This window comes from Streptomyces chartreusis NRRL 3882 (assembly GCF_900236475.1).
GTDB classification, from domain to species: Bacteria; Actinomycetota; Actinomycetes; order Streptomycetales; family Streptomycetaceae; genus Streptomyces; species Streptomyces chartreusis_D.
This window is the reverse complement of sequence record NZ_LT963352.1, coordinates 2779829-2800748: the sequence shown is the minus strand read 5'-3', so window position 1 is coordinate 2800748 and position 20920 is coordinate 2779829. Positions and strand designations below refer to the sequence as shown.

At 71.5% G+C, this 20920-nt stretch carries 11 protein-coding genes and 3 pseudogenes; 6 read left to right on the top strand and 8 right to left on the bottom strand.

Annotated features, from left to right (window positions below):
* The first annotated feature begins 138 nt into the window (after positions 1 to 138).
* Complete coding sequence (locus SCNRRL3882_RS12255) at positions 139 to 1809, top strand: DHA2 family efflux MFS transporter permease subunit (protein WP_010048611.1); 1671 nt, start codon at positions 139 to 141, stop codon at positions 1807 to 1809.
* Positions 1810 to 1827: 18 nt separating this feature from the next.
* On the opposite strand, the pseudogene SCNRRL3882_RS12250 reads toward SCNRRL3882_RS12255, so the two are convergent.
* The 3 pseudogenes from SCNRRL3882_RS12250 to SCNRRL3882_RS12240 form a co-directional block, all read right to left on the bottom strand.
* Positions 1828 to 2707 (bottom strand): annotated as a pseudogene (locus tag SCNRRL3882_RS12250) (IS5 family transposase).
* A 25-nt stretch (positions 2708 to 2732) separates the two neighbouring features.
* Positions 2733 to 3632, bottom strand: a pseudogene (locus SCNRRL3882_RS12245) (aldo/keto reductase).
* A 1-nt stretch (position 3633) separates the two neighbouring features.
* Positions 3634 to 4522: pseudogene (locus tag SCNRRL3882_RS12240) on the bottom strand (NAD-dependent epimerase/dehydratase family protein).
* On the opposite strand from SCNRRL3882_RS12240, the gene SCNRRL3882_RS12235 reads away from it, so the two are divergent.
* From SCNRRL3882_RS12235 to SCNRRL3882_RS12220, 4 genes are all read left to right on the top strand, one after another.
* Complete coding sequence (locus tag SCNRRL3882_RS12235) at positions 4506 to 4922, top strand: Lrp/AsnC family transcriptional regulator (protein WP_029181787.1); 417 nt, start codon at positions 4506 to 4508, stop codon at positions 4920 to 4922. The pseudogene SCNRRL3882_RS12240 and the gene SCNRRL3882_RS12235 sit on opposite strands and share 17 nt — an antisense overlap.
* A gap of 29 nt (positions 4923 to 4951) precedes the next feature.
* Positions 4952 to 5365: a MerR family transcriptional regulator gene (locus SCNRRL3882_RS12230; protein ID WP_010048616.1), complete on the top strand. Its 414-nt coding sequence runs from the start codon at positions 4952 to 4954 to the stop codon at positions 5363 to 5365.
* On the top strand, positions 5362 to 5676 hold the full coding sequence (locus SCNRRL3882_RS12225; protein ID WP_010048617.1) for a thioredoxin family protein: 315 nt from the start codon (positions 5362 to 5364) through the stop codon (positions 5674 to 5676). The genes SCNRRL3882_RS12230 and SCNRRL3882_RS12225 overlap by 4 nt, the downstream gene beginning before the upstream one ends.
* Positions 5677 to 5839: 163 nt before the next feature.
* Positions 5840 to 8101: a HelD family protein gene (locus SCNRRL3882_RS12220; RefSeq protein ID WP_202458463.1), complete on the top strand. Its 2262-nt coding sequence runs from the start codon at positions 5840 to 5842 to the stop codon at positions 8099 to 8101.
* Positions 8102 to 8185: 84 nt separating this feature from the next.
* Here SCNRRL3882_RS12220 and glgB read toward each other — a convergent pair whose 3' ends face one another.
* The 5 genes from glgB to SCNRRL3882_RS12195 all read right to left on the bottom strand — a co-directional run bounded on the left by glgB (position 8186) and on the right by SCNRRL3882_RS12195 (position 18008).
* Positions 8186 to 11086, bottom strand: a complete 2901-nt coding sequence (gene glgB / locus SCNRRL3882_RS12215; RefSeq protein ID WP_231911114.1) for a 1,4-alpha-glucan branching enzyme — start codon at positions 11084 to 11086, stop codon at positions 8186 to 8188.
* A 32-nt stretch (positions 11087 to 11118) separates the two neighbouring features.
* Positions 11119 to 12561 carry a maltokinase N-terminal cap-like domain-containing protein gene (locus SCNRRL3882_RS12210; protein WP_010048620.1) on the bottom strand — a complete coding sequence of 481 codons (1443 nt, stop codon included), beginning with the start codon at positions 12559 to 12561 and terminating at the stop codon, positions 11119 to 11121.
* A 190-nt stretch (positions 12562 to 12751) separates the two neighbouring features.
* Entirely contained in the window at positions 12752 to 14470 is a 1719-nt protein-coding gene (gene treS, locus SCNRRL3882_RS12205) for a maltose alpha-D-glucosyltransferase (RefSeq protein ID WP_102514790.1), read from the bottom strand.
* Complete coding sequence (locus tag SCNRRL3882_RS12200; protein ID WP_162501112.1) at positions 14467 to 16590, bottom strand: alpha-1,4-glucan--maltose-1-phosphate maltosyltransferase; 2124 nt, start codon at positions 16588 to 16590, stop codon at positions 14467 to 14469. The genes treS and SCNRRL3882_RS12200 overlap by 4 nt, the downstream gene beginning before the upstream one ends.
* A 215-nt stretch (positions 16591 to 16805) precedes the next feature.
* Complete coding sequence (locus SCNRRL3882_RS12195; protein WP_010041661.1) at positions 16806 to 18008, bottom strand: S8 family peptidase; 1203 nt, start codon at positions 18006 to 18008, stop codon at positions 16806 to 16808.
* Between the two features lie 288 nt (positions 18009 to 18296).
* Here SCNRRL3882_RS12195 and SCNRRL3882_RS12190 point away from each other — a divergent pair, with 288 nt between their 5' ends.
* A complete protein-coding gene (locus SCNRRL3882_RS12190) occupies positions 18297 to 20918 on the top strand; it encodes a glycosyltransferase family 1 protein (RefSeq protein ID WP_010041662.1) in 2622 nt (873 codons plus the stop codon).
* The last annotated feature ends 2 nt before the right edge of the window (positions 20919 to 20920 follow it).

Sequence of the window (20920 nt, the reverse complement as noted above, 5' to 3'; positions counted from 1 at the left end):
GCCGCGGGGCTCACCTCCCTCATTTGCACAGTGGTGTGCAACAAGCGTACATTGCACACGACTGAGTAATTGCACATCGCTGTGCAATCCATGTCGCGCACCACCCGTCGCGCACACCCGAGGAAGGCGACCCCTGCCATGCGACTCGTCATGACCGAACCGGCCGAGAGGATGGACCGCCCCTACGCACGCCGCTGGTGGGCGCTCCTCGTGCTCTGCCTGAGCCTGCTGATCATCGTGATGGCGAACACCGCCCTCACCGTCGCCGCGCCCGACATGACCGAGGACCTCGACCTGTCCAGCGCCGACCTCCAGTGGGTCATCGACGGCTACACCGTCCCGTACGCCGCGCTGATGCTGCTCCTCGGCGCGACAGGCGACAAGTACAGCCGCCGGGGCGCGCTCGTCCTCGGGCTGGTCGTCTTCGGCGGCGGTGCCGTCTCCGGCTACCTCGCCGACAGCGCCACGGCGGTGATCGCGGCGCGTGCCGTGATGGGCGCCGGCGCCGCGATGATCATGCCCGCCACGCTGTCCCTGCTCGCGGCGACCTTCCCGCGCGCCGAACGCGCCAGGGCCATCACCCTGTGGACCGCCACGGCCGGGCTCGCCATCGCGGCCGGGCCGCTGGTCGCCGGGGCGCTGCTGGCGCACCACGGCTGGTCGTCGACGTTCCTCATCAACGTGCCCGTCGCCGCCCTGGCCATCGTCGGCGCGCTCGTCCTCGTACCGCCGTCCAAGGCCGGCCGGCACGGGCGCATCGACTACGGCGGCGGACTGCTGTCAGTGGTGTGGATCGGCGCCCTCGTCTACATGATCATCGAGGGCCCGCACTTCGGCTGGGGCGTCAAGGCGGTCACGGCGGCGGTCGTCGCGGGCGCCGGGCTCGTGACCTTCGTGCTCTGGGAGCTGCGCCACCCGCGTCCCGTCCTCGACGTGCGCCGCTTCACCGACCGCCGCTTCGCGGGCTCCAACCTCGCCGTCGCCCTGTTCTTCCTGGCCGTCTTCGGCGCCTTCTACTACCTGACCCAGCACCTCCAGTTCGTCCTCGGCTACGACGCCCTGGACACGGGCCTGCGCATGCTGCCGCTGGCCGGTGCCGTCTTCGTGGGCTCCGCCCTCACCGGCTACCTCACCCCGCGGGTCGGCATGAAGTGGACCGTCACGGCCGGCATGGTCGGCGGTACGGCGGCCCTGGCGCTGCTCACCCAGGTCGACTCCGGGTCGTCGTACGGCGACTTCGTCGCGCCCCTGATCGTGCTCGGCCTCGCGATCGGGCTCGCGCTGTCGCCCTGCACGGACGCGATCATGGGGGCGTTCCCGGAGTCCCAGCTGGGCGTCGGCGGCGCGGTGAACGACACGTCGCTGGAGCTCGGCGGGTCGCTGGGCATCGCCATCCTCGGCTCGCTGCTGGCGACGTCGTACTCCGGCCACCTCTCGGACGCGACGGCGGGCAGCAAGCTCCCCGCCTCCTCGCTGGAGACGGCCCAGGACTCCGTCGGGGCCGGGTACGCCGTCGCCCGGGGCATCGGTGACAAGGCGCGGCAGCTCGCCGAGCAGGCGGCGCACACGAGTGACCCCCAGCAGGCGGAGCGGCTCAAGGCGCAGGCCGGGCAACTGGCCGGCGGGGCACGGCAGATGGCCGACGCGGTGGGTTCCGCGTTCGCTGACGCGGTCGCGCACACGAGCCTGGTCGGGGCCGTGATCCTGGGCGCCGGGACGGTCGTGGTGGCACTGCTGCTGCCCGGCAAGGGGAAGACCGCGGACGAGCCTGCCGAGGAGAGGGAGCTGGAGTCCGCGGGGGCCCGCTAGGCCCTGTCTGACAAATGATCACTGTTCGCGGAGCCAGAGGATGAGTGACGCGAGACGGAGTCCGGCGAGGTAGCGGACGGCAAGCTTGTCGAAGCGGGTGGCCACAGCTCGGAACTGCTTGAGCCTGCTGAAGCAGCGTTCGACTACGTTGCGGGCCTTGTACTGCTCGGCATCGAAGGCCGGCGGTCGCCCGCCGGCCGATCCGCGGCGCTGCCGGCCCGCGACCTGGTCGGCCCGTTCAGGGATGACCGCTCGGATGCCTCGCCGACGTAAGCCGGAACGGATGGCCCTCGAGGAATACGCCTTGTCCGCGATCACCGTCTCAGGCCTGCGACGTGGCCGTCCCACGGTCGGGCGGGGCACCCGCACAGCTTGAAGCACCGTGTCGAACACGGTGGAGTCGTTGACGTTGCCGGGCGTGACGACGAGGGCCAGGGGGAGCCCTCGTCCATCCGCTGCGAGGTGGACCTTGGTGGTCAGTCCACCGCGGGACCGGCCGAGGGCCTGGCCAGGCGCCTGATGTGGCGGATCTTCCAGTTCGTCCGCCGTCGATGCCCCTTTTTGCGGGCTCCGGCGGCATGTTGGTGAGCGCGGTTGATGGTGGAGTCGATCGACACGGTCCACTCCACCGCGCCAACCGCATCATCGCGGACCTGGACGTGCTCAAGCAGCCTCGCCCAGGTCCCGTCCCGCTCCCAACGCGCGAAGCGTTCGTAGACGGTCTGCCACGGGCCGTACCGTTCGGGCAGGTCCCGCCAGGGCGCCCCGGTCCGCAACCGCCACAACACGCCGTTGACGACCTGCCGGTGATCCCGCCAGGGCCGCCCGCGACCATCAACACCCGGCAACAGCGGAGCTATCGCTCCCACGCCGCATCCGTCAACTCACCTCGACCCACCACAAGATCAATTATCAGACACGCCCTAGTCGTGGACCGGCTCGGTGGCCCGGTCCAGGCGGGTCTGCTCCTCAGGGGTGAGCAGCAGGTCCGCCGCGGCCGCCGAGTCCCTCGCCGTCCTTGGGCGGCTCGCCCCCGGGATCGGGATGACGGCGGGGGAGCGCGTCAGCAGCCAGGCGAGGCCGACCCGTTGGGGGCTGACACCGCGGTCCGCGGCGACCTCGTGGAACGCGGCGAGGCGTTCCCTGCCCTCCGTGCGTGACGGCCCGTCCAGGGAGCTGCGGGCCAGTCCGCCCAGTGGGCTCCACGGCAGGAACGCCAGCCCCAGTTCCGCGCACAGCCGAAGCTCCGGCTCGCTGTCCCGGACGGCGGGGGAGTACCGGTTCTGCACCGACACCAGCTGCTCGCCGAGCATCTCGCGCGCCCGGCGGATCTGGTCGACGTCCGCGTTGGACACCCCGGCCAGCCGGATCGTGCCCGCGTCGAGCAACTCCCGCAGGGCGCCGACCGATTCCTCGAACGGCACCTCGGGGTCCGGCTTGTGGAGCTGGTAGAGGCCGATCGCCTCGACACCGAGGCGCTTGCGGGAGGCCTCGGCGGCGGCCTTCAGGTGGCGCGGGGAGCCGTCCACCGTCCAGTCGCCGCCGGCCGGGCGGCCCCGGCCGCCCTTCGTCGCCACCAGCACGCCGGAGGTGTCACCGCCGTACGTGGCCAGCGCGCGGGCCAGCAGGCGTTCGTTGTGGCCGGGCTCCGCGCCCGGCAGATGTTACGAGTCGGCCGTGTCGAGGAGGGTCACGCCCGCGTCGAGCGCCGCATGCAGGGTGGCCAGCGCGCGCTCCTCCTCCGGCCGGCCCTCGATGGACAGTGGCATCGCGCCGAGCCCGACCGCGCTCACCCGCAGCCCGCCAAGTGTCCTGTACCGCATGTCAGCCGTCCTTCCCGAGCGTCTCGGCGACGGCCCGCGGCAGCCACTGCCGGGCGTCGGCGAAGGTGAAGCCGAGGGCGTTGTCCATGCCGTAGGAGCGGCGGAAGGAGAAGGGGGAGGCCTCGCCGACCTCGACGGGCCGGTACCCGGCCCGGCCGTCCGGGACGTGCGCGGCCACCGCCTCGCACAACTCCTCGGTGGTCAGCGTCCCGTGCGAGGCGGCGTTCACCGGTCCGGTGAAGTCCTCGCCCGCCGCCCAGGCCAGGAAGCGCGCGATCTCCTCGACGTGGACGTACGTGGCGGGCCGGTTCACCACCGGCACGGCGATCGGCTCGCCGGTGCGTATCCGCTCGGCGTGGTGGGCCAGCCGCCCGGTGAAGTCGTCGTCCCCGCCCAGCACGTGGGCCACCCGCACCGCCGCGTAGGGCAACTCCGGGCCGGCGGCCGCGAGGACCGCCTCGGCCTGCCGCTTGCCCTCCCCGTAGTGGGCCTCCCGGAACGCCGGGTCGTCCCAGGGCAGCCGGAGATCGACGGTGACCGTGGCCGGGTCGACGGCCTCCTCGCGCACGAGCTCGGGGGAGTCCTCGTACTCGTACACCTCGACCGTGGAGGTCATCAGGTAGCGGTGGGTACGGCCGGAGAAGACGCGACGGGCGAGGGCCGCCTGGCGGGGTGTGTAGCAGACCTGATCGACGACGACGTCGAAGACGCGAGCCGAGCGCGCCGGTCAGGGACCGCTCGTCGTCCCGGTCGGCGACCAGCTGCGCCACTCCGGCCGGTGGCGGGGAGGACCCCCGGTTCAGCACGGTGACGCGGTGCCCGGCGGCGAGCAGCCGTGCGACCAGACGCTTGCCGACGTAACGGTTCCCGCCGATGACCAGTACATCCAGGGCCTTTTTGATCAAGCTCAGCGAGCTGGGCCGCCGGGTCCGGCTCAGCCCGGCGGCGGTCACCGAGCGGGTGCGGCGCCTGGAGGCGGCGGGCGTGATCAGCGGCTACGGGGCTCACGTCGTGCCCGCCCGGCTCGGCTACGGCATCCAGGCGTTCATCCGGGTCGATCCGCACGGCGGCTACACCCTCCTGAAGCACCCCAGGACCCTGGAGCTGATCGAGCGGCCCGAGATCACCGAGGTGCACCATGTGGTCGGGGAGGACTGCTGGATCCTCAAGGCCGCCGTCCGGGACACCGTCCACCTGGAAGAAGTCCTGGAGGCGGTCTCCGCGCTGGGCCGCACCACCACGTCGATCGTGCTGACCTCCCCGGTGGAGCGGAAACCGCTGTTGCCTTGACGTGGGCGTCAAGGACTACGTTCGACGGCATGCGAATCGGCGAGCTGGCCGCACGGGCCGGGACCACGACGCGGACGCTGCGGTACTACGAGTCGCGGGGGCTCCTGCCCGCGCGGCGTGAGGGCAACGGATACCGGACGTACGACGAGTGCGACCTGAAGCTGCTGGAGCAGATCAGGACCTTGCAGGACTTCGGGTTCGATCTGGAGGAGACGCGGCCCTTCGTGGAGTGTCTGCGGGCCGGGCACCCCGAGGGCGACACGTGCCCGGCGTCGCTCGCGGTCTACCGGCGCAAGCTGGACGAGCTCGACTCCCTGATCGGTCAGCTGACGAGCGTGCGGGAGACGGTCGCCCGGCAGCTGGCGCGGGCCGAGCTGGCTGCCGAGGCGGAGGCTCCGGGGGGTCCGGAGCCACAATGCGAACTGGGGAGGCACACGTGGTGACCGATGTGACGGACGCGGACTTCGAGGCCGAGGTGATCGGCGCGGACCTGCCGGTGCTGGTGGAGTTCACCGCCGACTGGTGCCCGCCCTGCCGGCAGATGGGGCCGGTGCTGAAGGCCCTCGCCTCCGAGGAGGGCGACCGGCTGAAGGTGGTGCAGCTCGACGTGGACTCCAACCCCCTGACCACGAACGCCTACAAGGTGCTGTCGATGCCGACGTTCATGGTCTTCCGCGGCGGTGAGCCAGTGAAGGCGATGGTGGGCGCGCGGGCCAAGCGGCGGCTGCTGGAGGAACTGGCCGACGTGCTGTAGACGCCGACCCCGACAACGACCCGGAAACGAGGAAATCCCCCGAGCAATTGCGCTCGGGGGATTTCCTTGCGTATATTTGTTCATTCGTGACTTCAAGCCGATCGAAGCCATGAGAAAACTTAGCGAAGTTCAGTGAGCACAGTATATCCGGGCGGGAGCGGAATTGTCAAACACCGAATTTCCGGACGATGAATTGCGGCAGGAGCAGGAATTCATCGACGGGTTGTACGCGCGCGTGGACGCGCTGCGCGGCGACGCCGAGACCTCCGTCACGGACGCGCTCGCGCAGGGCAACACCCCCATGCAGGCCAGACTGGAACGGGACATCCTCGTGGCCGAGCGATCCGGGCTGCTCGCCGCGCTGAACGCGGTGGACGGCTCCCTGTGCTTCGGCCGGATCGACCTCACCTCGGGCGTGACCCACCACATCGGCCGCATCGGCCTGCGCACCGACGACGCCGAGCGCACACCGGTCCTGATCGACTGGCGCGCCGACGTCGCCCGCCCCTTCTACCTGGCCACCGGCCACACCCCGATGGGGCTGAGGCGTCGGCGGCACATCGCCACCGACGGCCGCAAGGTCACCCACCTGCACGACGAGATCCTCGACCTCGGCGACGAGACCCGCACCGGCCACGAGGACCCGACCGGCGACGCCGTGCTGCTCGCCGCGCTCAACTCCGCCCGCACCGGCCGGATGAGCGACATCGTGCAGACCATCCAGGCCGACCAGGACCGCATCATCCGCGCCCCGCACCGCGGCGTGCTCGTGGTGGAGGGCGGCCCGGGCACCGGCAAGACGGCCGTCGCCCTGCACCGCGCCGCGTATCTGCTGTACGAGCACCGGGAACTGCTCGCCAAGCGGGCGGTGCTGATCGTCGGACCCAACCCGGCCTTCCTCGGCTACATCGGCGAGGTGCTGCCCTCCCTCGGCGAGACCGGTGTGCTCCTCGCGACCGTCGGCGAGCTGTTCCCCGGCGTGAAGGCGACCGCCACCGACCCGCCGGAGGCCGCTGCCGTGAAGGGCCGGGCCGAGATGGCCGACGTCCTCGCCGAGGTCGTGCGCAGCCGGCAGGCGCTGCCCGACCCGGTGATCGCCATCGAGCACGAACGCGAGGTGCTCATGCTGGACGACGGTCTGGTGAACGTCGCCCGCGAGCGCACCCGTGCCGCGAAGCTGCCGCACAACGCGGCCCGTGAGCACTTCGAGGGGCACATCCTCAACACCCTCACCGAGCTGTACGCCGAGCGGATCGGCACCGACCCCTTCGACGGGTCCAGCCTGCTCGACCCCAGCGACATCACCCAGATCCGCGACGACCTCGCCGAGAACCCCGAGGTCTGGGCCGCCATCGACCAGCTGTGGCCGCTGCTCACCCCGCAGCGGCTCGTCGCCGACTTCCTCGCCGCGCCCGAGGAGTTCCTGTCCGCCGGGGACGCCGAGGCCGTACGCCGCCCGGTGACCCGGCGCTGGACGGTCGCGGACGTGCCGCTGCTCGACGAGGCCGCCGAACTCCTCGGCGAGGACGACCGGCTGGCCCGGGAGCGCGCGCAGCGCGAGCGGGAGCGGCAGATCGCCTACGCGCAGGGCGTGCTGGACGTGTCGTACGCGTCCCGGACCTACGAGTTCGAGGACAAGGAGGAGGACGACCCCGAAAGCTCCGAGGTGCTGTCCGCGCACGACATCATCGACGCCGAGCGGTTCGCCGAGCGGCACGAGGAGGACGACCACCGCAGCGCCGCCGAGCGTGCCGCCGCCGACCGCACCTGGGCGTTCGGGCACATCATCGTGGACGAGGCGCAGGAGCTGTCGCCGATGGCGTGGCGGCTGCTGATGCGGCGCAGCCCGACCCGCTCGATGACCCTGGTCGGCGACCCCGCGCAGACGGCGGAGGCGGCCGGTGTCGGCTCGTGGGCGGGCATCCTCGGCCCGTACGTCGAGGACCGCTGGGAGCACACCCGGCTGGGCGTCAACTACCGCACCCCGGCCGAGATCATGGACGTCGCCGCGGCCGTGGTCCGTGCCGAGCACCCGGAGTTCGAGCCGCCGAGCTCGGTCCGCGCCACGGGCGTTCACCCCTGGGCGCGGGCCACCGACGACCTCCCGGGCGCCGTGGCCAAGGCGGTCGAGGAGCTCACCCCCGCCGAGGGGCGGCTCGCGGTGATCGCCCCGCGCGACCTGCACCGCGGCCTGGCGGCCCGGCTGGACGGCGTGACGGCGGGCGCGGAACCCGACCTCACGCAGTCCGTCGTCCTCCTCGACCCGCGCCAGGCCAAGGGCCTGGAGTTCGACTCCGTCCTCGTGGTCGAGCCCGCGCGGTACGGCACGAGCGACCTGTACGTCGCCCTGACCCGCGCCACCCAGCGGCTCGGCGTGCTGCACACCGGAAAGCTGCCGAACGCACTGGCCGAGCACTTCGGGTAGGAGATCGCCCCCTTCCGCGCGGTGCCCGAGAGGTGAGTGGGGTGGCAGGCGTGCGGCCACCCCACCAGCGGTGTCACGGGCCGCCTACGCCGGGCGCAGCCACACGGTCGACAGCGGCGGCAGCGTCAGACGGATGCTCGCCGGGCGGCCGTGCCAGGGCTGGGCCTCCGGCTTGACCGGGTCGGGGTTGGTGACGTCGCTGCCGCCGTAGCGGGCGGCGTCGGTGTTGACGGCCTCGTGCCAGGCCGGGACGTCCTCGGGCACGCCCAGGCGGTAGTCCTGACGGACGACCGGCGCGAAGTTCGACACCGACAGGATCGGAGCGCCCTCCGGGTCCAGCCGCAGGAATGCGAGGACGTTGTCGTCGGCGGCGTCCCCGACCACCCACTCGAAACCGGCCGGGTCCGTGTCGAGCCGCCACAGCGCCGGAGTCGCGCGGTAGACGGTGTTGAGGTCGCGGACCAGGTCACGCACGCCCCGGTGCTCGGGCTCGGCCCCGTAGCCCGGATCGAGGAGCCACCAGTCCGGGCCGTGCGCCTCGGACCACTCGGCACCCTGGGCGAACTCCTGCCCCATGAACAGCAGCTGCTTGCCGGGATGGGCCCACATGAAGCCCAGGTACGCCCGGTGGTTGGCGCGCTGCTGCCACCAGTCGCCCGGCATCTTCGACACCAGGGAGCGCTTGCCGTGCACCACCTCGTCGTGGGAGATCGGCAGGACGTAGTTCTCGCTGTACGCGTACACCATCGAGAACGTCATCTCGTGGTGGTGGTACTTGCGGTACACCGGCTCGTGGCTCATGTACTGGAGCGAGTCGTGCATCCAGCCCATGTTCCACTTCAGCCCGAACCCGAGCCCGCCGAAGCCGCTCGGGCCCTTGTGGTGGGTGGCCCGGGTGACGCCGTCCCAGGCGGTCGACTCCTCGGCGATCGTGACCACACCGGGCACCCTGCGGTACACCGTCGCGTTCATCTCCTGGAGGAACGCCACCGCGTCCAGGTTCTCCCGGCCGCCGTGCTCGTTGGGCGTCCACTGGCCCGGCTCGCGCGAGTAGTCGAGGTAGAGCATCGAGGCCACCGCGTCCACGCGCAGCCCGTCGATGTGGAACTCCTCGCACCAGTACAGGGCGTTCGCGACGAGGAAGTTGCGCACCTCGTTGCGCCCGAAGTCGAACTCCAGCGTGCCCCAGTCGGGGTGCGCGGCCCGCAGCGGATCCGCGTGCTCGTACAGGGGCCGGCCGTCGAACTCGGCCAGCGCCCAGTCGTCGCGCGGGAAGTGCGCGGGCACCCAGTCCATCAGCACGCCGATGCCGGCCCGGTGCAGTGAGTCGACCAGGTACCGGAAGTCGTCGGGCGTGCCCAGCCGGGCCGTCGGCGCGTAGAAGCCGGTGACCTGGTAGCCCCAGGAGCCGCCGAACGGATGCTCGGCGACCGGCATCAGCTCGACGTGCGTGAAGCCCAGGTTCTTCACGTACCCCGGGAGCTGCTCGGCCAGTTGACGGTACGTCAGTCCCGGCCGCCAGGACGGCAGGTGCACCTCGTACACCGAGAAGGGCGCCTCGTGCGCCGGGGCTTCGGCGCGCCGGGCCAGCCACTCGGCGTCGCCCCACTCGTACCGCGAGGACGTGATGACCGACGAGGTCGCGGGCGGCACCTCCGTGCGGCGGGCCATCGGGTCGGCCCGCAGCGTCTTCGAACCGTCGGGGCGGGTGATCTCGAACTTGTACAGCTCACCCTCGCCGATGTCCGGCAGGAACAGCTCCCACACGCCCGACGAGCCCAGCGACCGCATGACGTGGCCGGTGCCGTCCCAGAAGTTGAAGGTGCCGGCCACGCGCACGCCGAGCGCGTTCGGCGCCCACACCGAGAACCGGGTGCCCGTCACGCCCTGGTGGGTCATCGGGTGCGCGCCCAGCGCCGTCCACAGCTCCTCGTGCCGGCCCTCGCCGATCAGGTGCAGGTCGAGGTCGCCCAGCGTGGGCAGGAAACGGTAGGCGTCCTCGGTGTCCAGCACCGTCCCCTCGTATTCCACGAGCAGCCGGTACTCAGGGACCTCGCGCAGCGGCAGCAGTCCGGAGAAGAACCCCTCCCCGTCGTCGTCCAATTCCGCCCGCACCTCTCCGGCGACGACCGTCACCGACAGCGCGTACGGCCGGAACGCCCGGAACGCGATCCCGCCGGGCGCGGGGTGTGCGCCGAGCACAGAGTGCGGGTCGTGATGCGTACCGCTGAGCAGGCGCTGCCGGTCCGCCGCGCCGACGGAGGGTGAGACGCCGATCTCCATCTCCGGCGGGACGGTCTGGGCGGGGGCGGCGGTGGAGTTCCCGGCGGTGGCCCGCCCGCCGGTGGCCTTCTTGGCGGGAACCTTCTTCGCGGTCGCCTTCTTCGCGGGGGGCTTGGCTGCGGTGGACTTGGTGGCAGCGGCCTTGCCTGTGGTGGCCTTGGTGGCGGTGGACTTGGTGGCCGTAGCCTTCGCCGTCGTGGCCTTCTTGGCGACCGACTTCTTGGTTGTCGCCTTCTTGGCAACCGCCTTCGTGGCCGTCGCCTTGGCGGCTGTGGCCTTCTTCGCGGTCGCCTTCTTCGCAGGTGTCTTCCTGGCGGCTGTCTTCGTCGCGGCCACCTTCTCGGCCGTGGCCTTCGCCGCGGTCGCCGTCTCAGGAGCCGCCTGCTCAGCGGCCGCCTTTTTCGCGACAGCCTTCTTGGCGACTGCCTTCTTCGCGACTGCCTTCTTCTCGACGGCCTTCTTCGCGGTCGTCTTCGCCGGGGCCGCCTTCTTGGCCGTGGCCTTCGACGCGGGTGGCTGCGCAGCGGCCGTCTTCTTGGCGGCGGCCTTCTTCGCGGGGGCCGTCGCCTTCTTGGCTGCCTGTTTCGGCACCGCCGCCTTCTTCGCGGCACTCTTCTTCTGGGCGGCCGTGGGCTGCTCGGGGATCTTCTCCCCGGCCGTCCCCTTGGGACGCGAACCGCTGGACTCAGGGCGGGGGGTCACGGGCGGAGCCTCCAGGGCGAGGGGTGGGTCAGTCAGGTCAGGTGGCCGGTCGAGGCGAGCCGGTCTATGGCGGCCAGGGGCACCGGCAGCCAGTCGGGGCGGTGCCGGGCCTCGTACACCACCTCGTAGATCGCCTTGTCCGTTTCATAGGCGCGCAGCAGCACCGGGTCGGTGCGCGGATCGAGGCCGGCGGCCTCCGCGTACCCGGAGCAGTACGCGGACCGGCAGGTCTCGGCCCAGTCCGGCTGGGGCGGGTCGGCCGAGCGTGCCGCGTAGTCGAAGGACCGCAGCATGCCGGCGACGTCCCGCACCGCCGGCTGCGGCATGCGCCGCTCGGCCAGCGGCCGGGCCGGTTCGCCCTCGAAGTCGATCAGCCACCACTCGCCGGCCGGCGAGCGCAGGCACTGCCCGAGGTGGAGATCGCCGTGCACCCGCTGCGCGGTCCAGGTGCGGCCCTCGGCGGCCAGATCGCCCAGCGCCGTGAACGCCGTCCGCAGGCCCTCGGCGTACGGCCGCAGAGCGGGCACCGCCTGGACGGCCGCCTCCAGCCGCTCGATCATGCCGTCCACCATGAGCTGGAGCTGCATGTGGCCGAGCGTGACCGTCGGCAGTGCCCGGGCCAGCGTGGTGTGCACCTCGGCGGTGGCCCGGCCCAGCGCCCGCGCCTCGGCGCCGAAGTCCTCGCCCTTGGCCAGCTCGCGCAGCGCCAGCTCCCAGCCGTCGGAGGCGCCCTGCACGAACGGCTGGAGCACCCCCAGTACGTACGGCTGGCCGGCCAGGTCGGCCGGGCCCGCCGAGATCACCGGGTCCGCCGCGGGGTCGACGTCCGCGACCATCCAGGCCGTCGGTGCGGGCACCCGGGGACAGCCCTCGCGGGCCAGCGCCAGCGGTAGTTCCAGGTCCGGGTTGACCCCGGGCACGATCCGGCGCAACAGCTTCAGGATGAACGTATCTCCGTAGACGATCGACGAGTTGGACTGTTCCGCGGTCACCACGCGCGGTACCAGGCCGGACCGGATGTCCTGGTCGAGGTCCCGCTCGAAGCGGAGCCCGCCGATCCGTGCCTGGGTGCGCAGCGCCTCCAGGAGCAGTTCGGCGGGCCTGGCGTCGTGCAGGGCGTCGTAGGCCGTCCGGCCGGCCAGCGGCCCCGTCGCCATGTGTCCGATCAGCGCGGGCGCCAGCCGAGGCGGCAGCGCCTCGCGCACGCCTATCAGCAGCTGGTAGCAGTCGCCGGGGTGGCCGGGCGCGCCGTGCGACGGTACGGACGGCTGGTGGGCGCGGACGAGCAGGTGGTACAGGCCGAGCTTGCCGGTGGACGGGAGCAGCTCGGTGGCCTCGACCAGCGTGAACCCGGTGACCGGACGTCCCTTGCCCGCGAACCAGCGCTGCCGCGGAAGCCACTCCCGCAGCAGCGGATCGAGGGAGGCAAGGAGGCCGGGCGGGGCGGTGACGGTGCGTGTGACGGCTTCCGACATGGCGTCGCGTCCTTTCACCCATGATTGGTGCGCCTCCGGGGCCTTCAGCAGGTGCCGGCGGCGCCCCTCCGGCTCACGCGGGTGGGCGGGGTGTTACTGATGCGTGCCCCGGGCGGGGCGGGAGAAACGCCCCGCCACGGGGGTTTGCGGCCCGTCCCTTGATTCGGGCCTCGTCAGGCCGTCTCAGGCCTCACAGGGTGTCCCTGCGGAGCCGGAACCAGTAGAAACCGTGACCGGCCAGCGTCAGCAGGTACGGCAGCTCGCCGATCGCCGGGAACCGGACCCCGCCGAACAGCTCCACCGGATGCCGCCCCTCGAAGGCGCTCAGATCCAGCTCCGTGGGCTGCGCGAACCGCGAGAAGTTGTTCACGCACAGCACCAGGTCGTCCCCGCCTTCCCCAGATACGGGGGCCTCCCGCAGGAACGCCAGCACCGCCGGGTTCGTCGACGGCAGCTCGGTGTACGAGCCGAGGCCGAAGGCCGGGTTCTGCTTGCGGATCTCGATCATGCGGCGGGTCCAGTGCAGCAGCGACGACGGCGAGGCCATGGACGCCTCGACGTTCGTCACCTGGTAGCCGTAGACCGGATCCATGATCGTGGGCAGGAACAGCCGTCCCGGGTCGGACGAGGAGAATCCCGCGTTGCGGTCCGGGGTCCACTGCATCGGCGTGCGCACCGCGTCCCGGTCGCCGAGCCAGATGTTGTCGCCCATGCCGATCTCGTCGCCGTAGTACAGGATCGGCGAGCCCGGCAGCGACAGCAGCAGGGCCGTGAACAGCTCGATCTGGTTGCGGTCGTTGTCCAGCAGCGGGGCGAGACGGCGCCGGATGCCGATGTTGGCGCGCATGCGGGGGTCCTTGGCGTACTCGGCCCACATGTAGTCGCGCTCTTCGTCGGTGACCATCTCGAGCGTGAGCTCGTCGTGGTTGCGCAGGAAGATGCCCCACTGGCAGCCCGAGGGGATGGCCGGGGTCTTGGCCAGGATCTCGGAGACCGGGTAGCGGGACTCCCGCCGCACCGCCATGAAGATGCGCGGCATGACCGGGAAGTGGAACGCCATGTGGCACTCGTCGCCGCCGCTCGGATAGTCACCGAAGTAGTCGACGACGTCCTCGGGCCACTGGTTGGCCTCGGCGAGCAGCACGGTGTCCGGGTACTGCGCGTCGATCTCCTTGCGCACCCGCTTCAGGAAGTCGTGCGTCTCCGGGAGGTTCTCGCAGTTGGTGCCCTCCTGCTGGTACAGGTACGGCACCGCGTCCAGGCGGAACCCGTCGATGCCCAGGTCCAGCCAGAACTTCAGCGCGGAGATCATCTCCTCCTGCACGGCCGGGTTCTCGTAGTTGAGGTCCGGCTGGTGGGAGAAGAAACGGTGCCAGTAGTACTGCTTGCGGACCGGGTCGTAGGTCCAGTTCGAGGCCTCCGTGTCGACGAAGATGATCCGCGCGTCCTGGAACTGCTTGTCGTCGTCCGCCCACACGTAGTAGTCGCCGTAGGGGCCGTCGGGGTCCTTTCTCGACTCCTGGAACCACGGGTGCTGGTCGCTGGTGTGGTTCATGACGAAGTCGATGATCACGCGCATGCCGCGCTGGTGGGCGGCGTCGACGAACTCCACGAAGTCGGCCAGGTCACCGAACTCCGGCAGGACTGCGGTGTAGTCGGAGACGTCGTAGCCGCCGTCGCGCAGGGGCGATTTGAAGAACGGCGGCAGCCAGAGGCAGTCGACGCCGAGCCACTGGAGGTAGTCGAGCTTGGCGGTCAGGCCCTTCAGGTCACCGACGCCGTCACCGTTGCTGTCCTGGAACGAGCGGACGAGCACCTCGTAGAAGACGGCGCGCTTGAACCACTCCGGGTCCCGGTCCCTGGCGGGAGTGTCCTCGAAGGTGTCCGGCACGGGTTCGTTGACGATCATGTTGTGGGTGACCCTCCGATCTGCGGGGTGGACGGTCGCAGAACCGAGAAGACGTGCGCGGGCCTATGGCCCGGTTCGAGGCGCACGTAGTTGGCCCTGCCCCAGTGATAGGTCTCGCCGGTGAGCTCGTCGCGCACCGGCACCGACTCGTGCCAGTCCAGGCCGAGTTGCGGCATGTCCAACGAGACCGTGGCCTCCTGGGTGTGGTGGGGGTCGAGGTTGGCGACCACCAGAACCGTGTTCGAACCCTTCCGCTTCGAGTAGGCGATCACCGCTTCCTGGTCCGCGTGGTGGAAGTGGAGGTCGCGCAGCTGCTGGAGGGCCGGGTTCTCCCGCCGGATGGTGTTGAGCTTGGTGATCAGCGGGGTGATGGTGCGGCCCTCGCGTTCGGCGGCGTCCCAGTCGCGGTGCCTGAGCTGGTACTTCTCCGAGTCGAGGTACTCCTCGCTGCCCTCTCTGAGCGGGGTGTTCTCGCACAGTTCGTAGCCGGAGTAGATGCCCCAGGTGGGGGAGAGGGTGGCCGCGAGGACGGCGCGGACCTCGAAGGCGGGGCGGCCGCCGTGCTGGAGGTAGGCGTGCAGGATGTCGGGGGTGTTGGCGAAGAAGTTCGGCCGCATGTACGAGGCGGCCTCGCCGGACAGTTCCGTGAGGTACTCGGTCAGCTCCTGCTTGGAGTTGCGCCAGGTGAAGTAGGTGTAGGACTGCTGGAAGCCGATCTGGGCCAGGGTGTGCATCATCGCGGGGCGGGTGAAGGCCTCGGCCAGGAAGATCACGTCGGGGTCGGTGCGGTTGATGTCCGCGATGACCCGCTCCCAGAAGACGACCGGCTTGGTGTGGGGGTTGTCCACCCGGAAGATCCGTACCCCGGCGTCCATCCAGTGCCGCAGCACCCGGCAGGTCTCGGCGATCAGGCCGTCCATGTCGGCGTCGAAGGCGATGGGGTAGATGTCCTGGTACTTCTTGGGCGGGTTCTCCGCGTAGGCGATGGTGCCGTCGGGGCGGTGGTGGAACCACTCGGGGTGTTTGTGGACCCAGGGGTGGTCCGGGGAGCACTGCAGGGCGAAGTCCAGGGCGATCTCCAGGCCCAGGTCGCGGGCCTGGCCGACGAACCGGGTGAAGTCCTCCAGGGTGCCCAGCTGGGGGTGGACGGCGTCGTGGCCGCCTTCGGGGGAGCCGATGGCCCAGGGCACGCCGACGTCGTCGGGGCCGGGGGAGAGGGTGTTGTTCCTGCCTTTGCGGAAGGTGGTGCCGATGGGGTGGATCGGGGGCAGGTAGACCACGTCGAAGCCCATCGCGGCGATCGCCGGCAGGCGGCGGGCGGCGGTGCGGAAGGTGCCGTGGGGTTGCTGCCGGGTGCCCTCGGAGCGGGGGAAGAACTCGTACCAGGAGCCGTACAGGGCCCGTTCCCGCTCGACGAGCAGGGGCAGCGGCTCGGAGGTGGTGACCAGGTCCCGCAGCGGATGGCGGGCCAGCACCTCGTCCACCTCCGGCGTCAGCGCCGCCGCCAGCCGCGCCGCCGCCGGGCGGTTCTCGTCCCGCAGGGCTTCGACGGCCGCGCGGATCACGTCCCGCGGGCCCCCCTCCTCGGGCACACCGGCGGCCGCCCTCTCGTACAGGCGCGCGCCCTCCTCCAGGACGACGTCCGTGTCCATGCCCGCCGGGATCTTGATCTGGGCGTGATGGCGCCAGGTGCTGACCGGGTCGCCCCACGCTTCCACGGCGAACGTCCACAGGCCGGGCTCACCGGCGGTGACCTCGGCGCCCCACCGGTCCGTCCCGGGGGCCAGCTCGCGCATCGGTGTCCACGGGCCGGGGCGGCCCTCCGGATCCCTCAGGACGACGTTGGCGGCGACCGCGTCGTGCCCCTCCCGGAACACGGTCGCCGAGATCTCGAAGGTCTCGCCGGTCACGGCCTTGGCCGGCCGGCGTCCGCGCTGGACGACCGGGCGGACATCGAGAACGGGTATGCGCCCGACGGCGGTCGCGTCGCCCACGGGGGGCGGTGTCGGGACCGGCGGACCGGCGTCGGCCGGGCGCGCGGGGCGTGCTTCGCCGCCGGGAGCGCGCGCCCCGGTGGTGCGGCGGTTGGGGGGTGCTGGCGAATGGTGCTTGGCGGGCATGACCGCTCCTGTCCGCGTCAACGTGGGTGGGCGGATGTCTGTGGGGAGGTGGGTCCTGCATGGTGCTCCTGAGAGGGGTACCCGGAGGAGCCTTCCCACCCTATTCGGGTGGGCAATCCGGCACTTTGTTAACTACTCACGCGTATGTCGACACACAAGACCGGCCTCGTCCGCGACGGACGAGGCCGGCCCCTTCGCGTGGCTGTTCCTTCGCCCTAGGTCCGCGGCACCCGCAGTAACTTGTCCGGCGAACCGAGACCCCGGCCGGAGACCTTTCCGGTCGCCGCTCCCGCGGTCAGGGCCCTCCCGACCTGGGCCGGAGCCGCCTTCGGGTGCTCCGCCAGATACAGCGCGGCCGCGCCCGCGGCGTGCGGTGCCGCCATCGAGGTACCCGAGAAGGAGGCGTGTGCCGTGTCGCTCGCGGCGGACGCGGAGGTGATGTGCACGCCCGGGGCGAAGAGATCCAGGGCCGGACCGTGGTTGGAGAAGGCCGGTTTCGTATCCCTCCGGTCGGTCGCGCCGACCGTGATCGCCTGCTTGACGCTCCCCGGGGAGTACAGGCCGGCCGGCCTGCCGTCGTTGCCCGCGGCGACCGTGTACGTGACGCCGGAGGCGATGGAAGCGCGGACGGCGGCGTCCAGCCGGTCGTTGCGCGGGCCGCCCAGGCTGAGGTTGGCGACGGCGGGCTTCTTCGCGTGCCGGGTCACCCAGTCGATCCCGGCGATCACCCGGGCCGTGGTGCCCGCCCCCGCGGCGTCGAGGACGCGTACGGAGACGATGCGGGCCCGCTTGGCGACACCGTGGGCCCTCCCGGCGACCGTGCCGGCGACGTGCGTGCCGTGGCCGTTGGCGTCCGACGCGACCTCGTCGTCCCCGACGAAGTCCCAGCCGTGGCTCGCCCGGCCGCCGAAGTCCTGGTGCGTGGTCCGGACACCGGTGTCGATCACGTACACCGTCACCCCGGCGCCCGCCGACTCGGGCGAGGTGTAGCTCCGGTCCAGCGGCAGACTCGGCTGGTCGACGCGGTCCAGCCCCCAGGAGGGCGGCTCGGGCTGTGCGCGGTCCAGCCGCACGCGGGTGTCCTGGACGACCGAGGCGACCCGGGGGTCGGCGGCGAGCCGCCCGGCCCGTCTCGCGTCGGTCCTGATCGCGTAGCCGTTCAGGACGGTGCCGTAGGTGTGGCTGATGTCCACCCCGTACGTCTCGGCGAGGGCCCTGCCGGCCGCCGACGGAGCCCGTATGCCCTCCTTCAGTGTCACCACGTAACTTCCGTGCACGGAGCCGGGTTCTCCGGCGCCGAGTATCCGCCCCTCCGGTACGGCGTGCGCGGGCAGGGTGATGGCCGAAAACGCCGCGGCGCAGACCGCCGCCACCAGGCCCCCCGTCCAGCGCAGACGCCGTGTGCGCGTCCGTCCCATGGTCCGAGTTCCCCTCCTCGACTCGGCGTACGGCTGCCGCGCGGCACCGCGTACGGCAGGCGCGGGCCGGTACGCCAGGGGCAGCCTCTCGTGGCAGGTGAAGCGCCACAAGGACGCCTGTGGGACGGAATCGGCCATATCCGTGGATGGTCCGGTTCCGGCCGATCGGGGGTCGGGAGGCGGAGCTTCAGCGGCGGCGGCGCCGACGCCGGTACTGTCGTAGGTGACGTCGATGAAGCCCTGTGTCAGAACCCTGCGTCATCCTGCGAACGCGCCGAGGTGGAACCCGTGAAGGCGATCCGTCGATTCACCGTCCGACCCGTTCTCCCCGAACCCCTCCGGCCGCTCAGTGATCTGGCCCGCAATCTGCGCTGGTCGTGGCATGCGGAGACCCGTGACCTGTTCCAGTCCGTCGATCCCGAGCGCTGGGCCGCCTCGGGCGGCGACCCGGTCCGGCTGCTGGGCAGCGTGCCGCCCGCGCGGCTCGCGGACCTGGCCTCGGACCGCCGCTTCCTGCGCCGCCTCGCCACGGCCACGGGCGATCTGAACGACTACATGACCGGCGACCGCTGGTACCAGGCCCAGCCCGACGAACTCCCCGCCGCGATCGCCTACTTCTCACCCGAGTTCGGCATCACGGCCGCCCTGCCCCAGTACTCCGGCGGCCTCGGCATCCTGGCCGGCGACCACCTGAAGGCCGCCAGCGACCTCGGTGTCCCGCTGATCGGAGTCGGCCTGCTCTACCGGCACGGCTACTTCCGCCAGACCCTGTCCCGGGACGGCTGGCAGCAGGAGCACTACCCCGTCCTCGACCCCCACGAGCTGCCCGTGGTCCTCCTGGAGGAGCCGGACGGCAGCCCCGCCCAGGTCGCCCTCGCCCTGCCCGGCGGCAGGCGACTGCACGCCCGGATCTGGCTGGCGCAGGTCGGCCGGGTCCCGCTGCTGATGCTGGACTCGGACGTCGAGGAGAACGACCTCGGCGAGCGCGGCGTGACCGACCGGCTCTACGGCGGCGGCAGCGAGCACCGGCTGCTCCAGGAGATGCTGCTCGGCATAGGAGGGGTCCGGGCGGTGCGCACGTACTGCCGGCTGACCGGGCACCCCGAGCCGGAGGTGTTCCACACCAACGAGGGACACGCCGGGTTCCTCGGCCTGGAGCGGATCGCCGAGCTCTGCGCCGGGGGCCTCGACTTCGACTCGGCGCTGGAGGCGGTCCGCGCCGGGACCGTCTTCACCACCCACACCCCCGTCCCGGCCGGCATCGACCGCTTCGACCGCGAGCTGGTCGCCCGCCACTTCGGCCCCGACGCCGAGCTGCCCCGCATCGACGTCCAGCGCGTCCTCGGGCTCGGCATGGAGACCTACCCCGGCGGCGAGCCCAACCTGTTCAACATGGCCGTGATGGGCCTGCGCCTCGCCCAGCGCGCCAACGGCGTGTCCCTGCTGCACGGCAACGTCAGCCGCGAGATGTTCTCGGGACTGTGGCCCGGATTCGACGCCGACGAGGTGCCGATCACCTCGGTGACCAACGGGGTGCACGCGCCGACCTGGGTCGCGCCCGAGGTGTTCCGGCTCGGCGCCCGGCAGATCGGCGTCCAGCGCGCCGAGGACGCCCTGACCGTCGGCGGCTCGGACCGCTGGGACGCGGTGGCGGACATCCCCGACCAGGAGATCTGGGAGCTGCGGCGGGGCTTGCGCGAGCAACTGGTGACGGAGGTGCGGGAGCGGCTGCGGGCCTCCTGGCGGCAGCGCGGCGCCGGCACGGCCGAGCTGGGCTGGATCGACGGCGTGCTCGACCCGGACGTCCTCACCATCGGTTTCGCGCGGCGGGTCCCGTCGTACAAGCGCCTGACGCTGATGCTGCGCGACCGGGACCGGCTGATGGGCCTGCTGCTGCATCCCGAGCGGCCGGTCCAGATCGTCGTGGCGGGCAAGGCACACCCCGCGGACGACGGCGGGAAGCGGCTGGTGCAGGAGCTGGTGCGGTTCGCGGACGATCCGCGGGTACGGCACCGGATCGTGTTCCTGCCGGACTACGGCATGGGGATGGCGCAGAAGCTCTACCCCGGCTGCGACATCTGGCTGAACAACCCGCTCAGGCCACTGGAGGCCTGCGGCACCTCCGGGATGAAGGCGGCGCTCAACGGTTGTCTCAACCTGTCCGTCCTGGACGGCTGGTGGGACGAGTGGTTCCAGCCGGACTTCGGCTGGGCCATCCCCACGGCCGACGGGGTGGGGACCGACCCGGACCACCGCGACGACATAGAGGCCGCGGCGCTGTACGACCTGCTGGAACAGCGGGTGACGCCGCGCTTCTACGAGCGTGGTGGCCAGAGCGGGCTGCCGGACCGCTGGATCGAGATGGTCCGCCAGACCCTGAGCCTGCTCGGGCCGAAGGTGCTGGCCGGGCGGATGGTCCGCGAGTACGTCGAGCGGCTCTACGCGCCCGCTGCGCTCTCCCACCGGTCCATGGGCCCGGACGCGGCGCGCGATCTCGCCGAGTGGAAGACCAGGGTGCGGGCGGCGTGGCCGGGGGTCACCGTCGACCATGTGGAGACGTCGGCGTCGGCGGCGCTGGCGGAGCTGGGTACGACGCTGGGGCTTCGCGTGCGGGTCGGTCTCGGTGAGCTCGGACCGGACGACGTGGAGGTGCAGGCCGTTTCGGGGCGGGTGGACGAGGAGGACCACATCGCCGACGCGGCGGTCGTTCCGTTGAAGCCGGTGGGCTCCGCCGAGCAGGACGGGCGGTGGGTTTATGAGGGGCCCTTGTCGCTGGATCGCACCGGGCCTTTCGGGTATACGGTGCGGATCCTGCCTGCGCATCGGCTGTTGGCGTCCAGCGCGGAGTTGGGGCTTGTGGCCGGACCGTCCGAGGAGTTGGTGGAGGCGGCGGGGCTGTTGATGCGTTGAGT

Excerpts from the sequence above, each read along its gene's own strand:
- SCNRRL3882_RS12255 (WP_010048611.1), top strand. The coding sequence starts at position 139 with ATGCGACTCGTCATGACCGAACCGGCCGAGAGGATGGACCGCCCCTAC.
- SCNRRL3882_RS12235 (WP_029181787.1), top strand. The coding sequence starts at position 4,506 with ATGACCAGTACATCCAGGGCCTTTTTGATCAAGCTCAGCGAGCTGGGC.
- SCNRRL3882_RS12230 (WP_010048616.1), top strand. The coding sequence starts at position 4,952 with ATGCGAATCGGCGAGCTGGCCGCACGGGCCGGGACCACGACGCGGACG.
- SCNRRL3882_RS12210 (WP_010048620.1), bottom strand. The coding sequence starts at position 12,561 with ATGTCGGAAGCCGTCACACGCACCGTCACCGCCCCGCCCGGCCTCCTT.
- treS (WP_102514790.1), bottom strand. The coding sequence starts at position 14,470 with ATGATCGTCAACGAACCCGTGCCGGACACCTTCGAGGACACTCCCGCC.
- SCNRRL3882_RS12200 (WP_162501112.1), bottom strand. The coding sequence starts at position 16,590 with ATGCCCGCCAAGCACCATTCGCCAGCACCCCCCAACCGCCGCACCACC.
- SCNRRL3882_RS12195 (WP_010041661.1), bottom strand. The coding sequence starts at position 18,008 with ATGGGACGGACGCGCACACGGCGTCTGCGCTGGACGGGGGGCCTGGTG.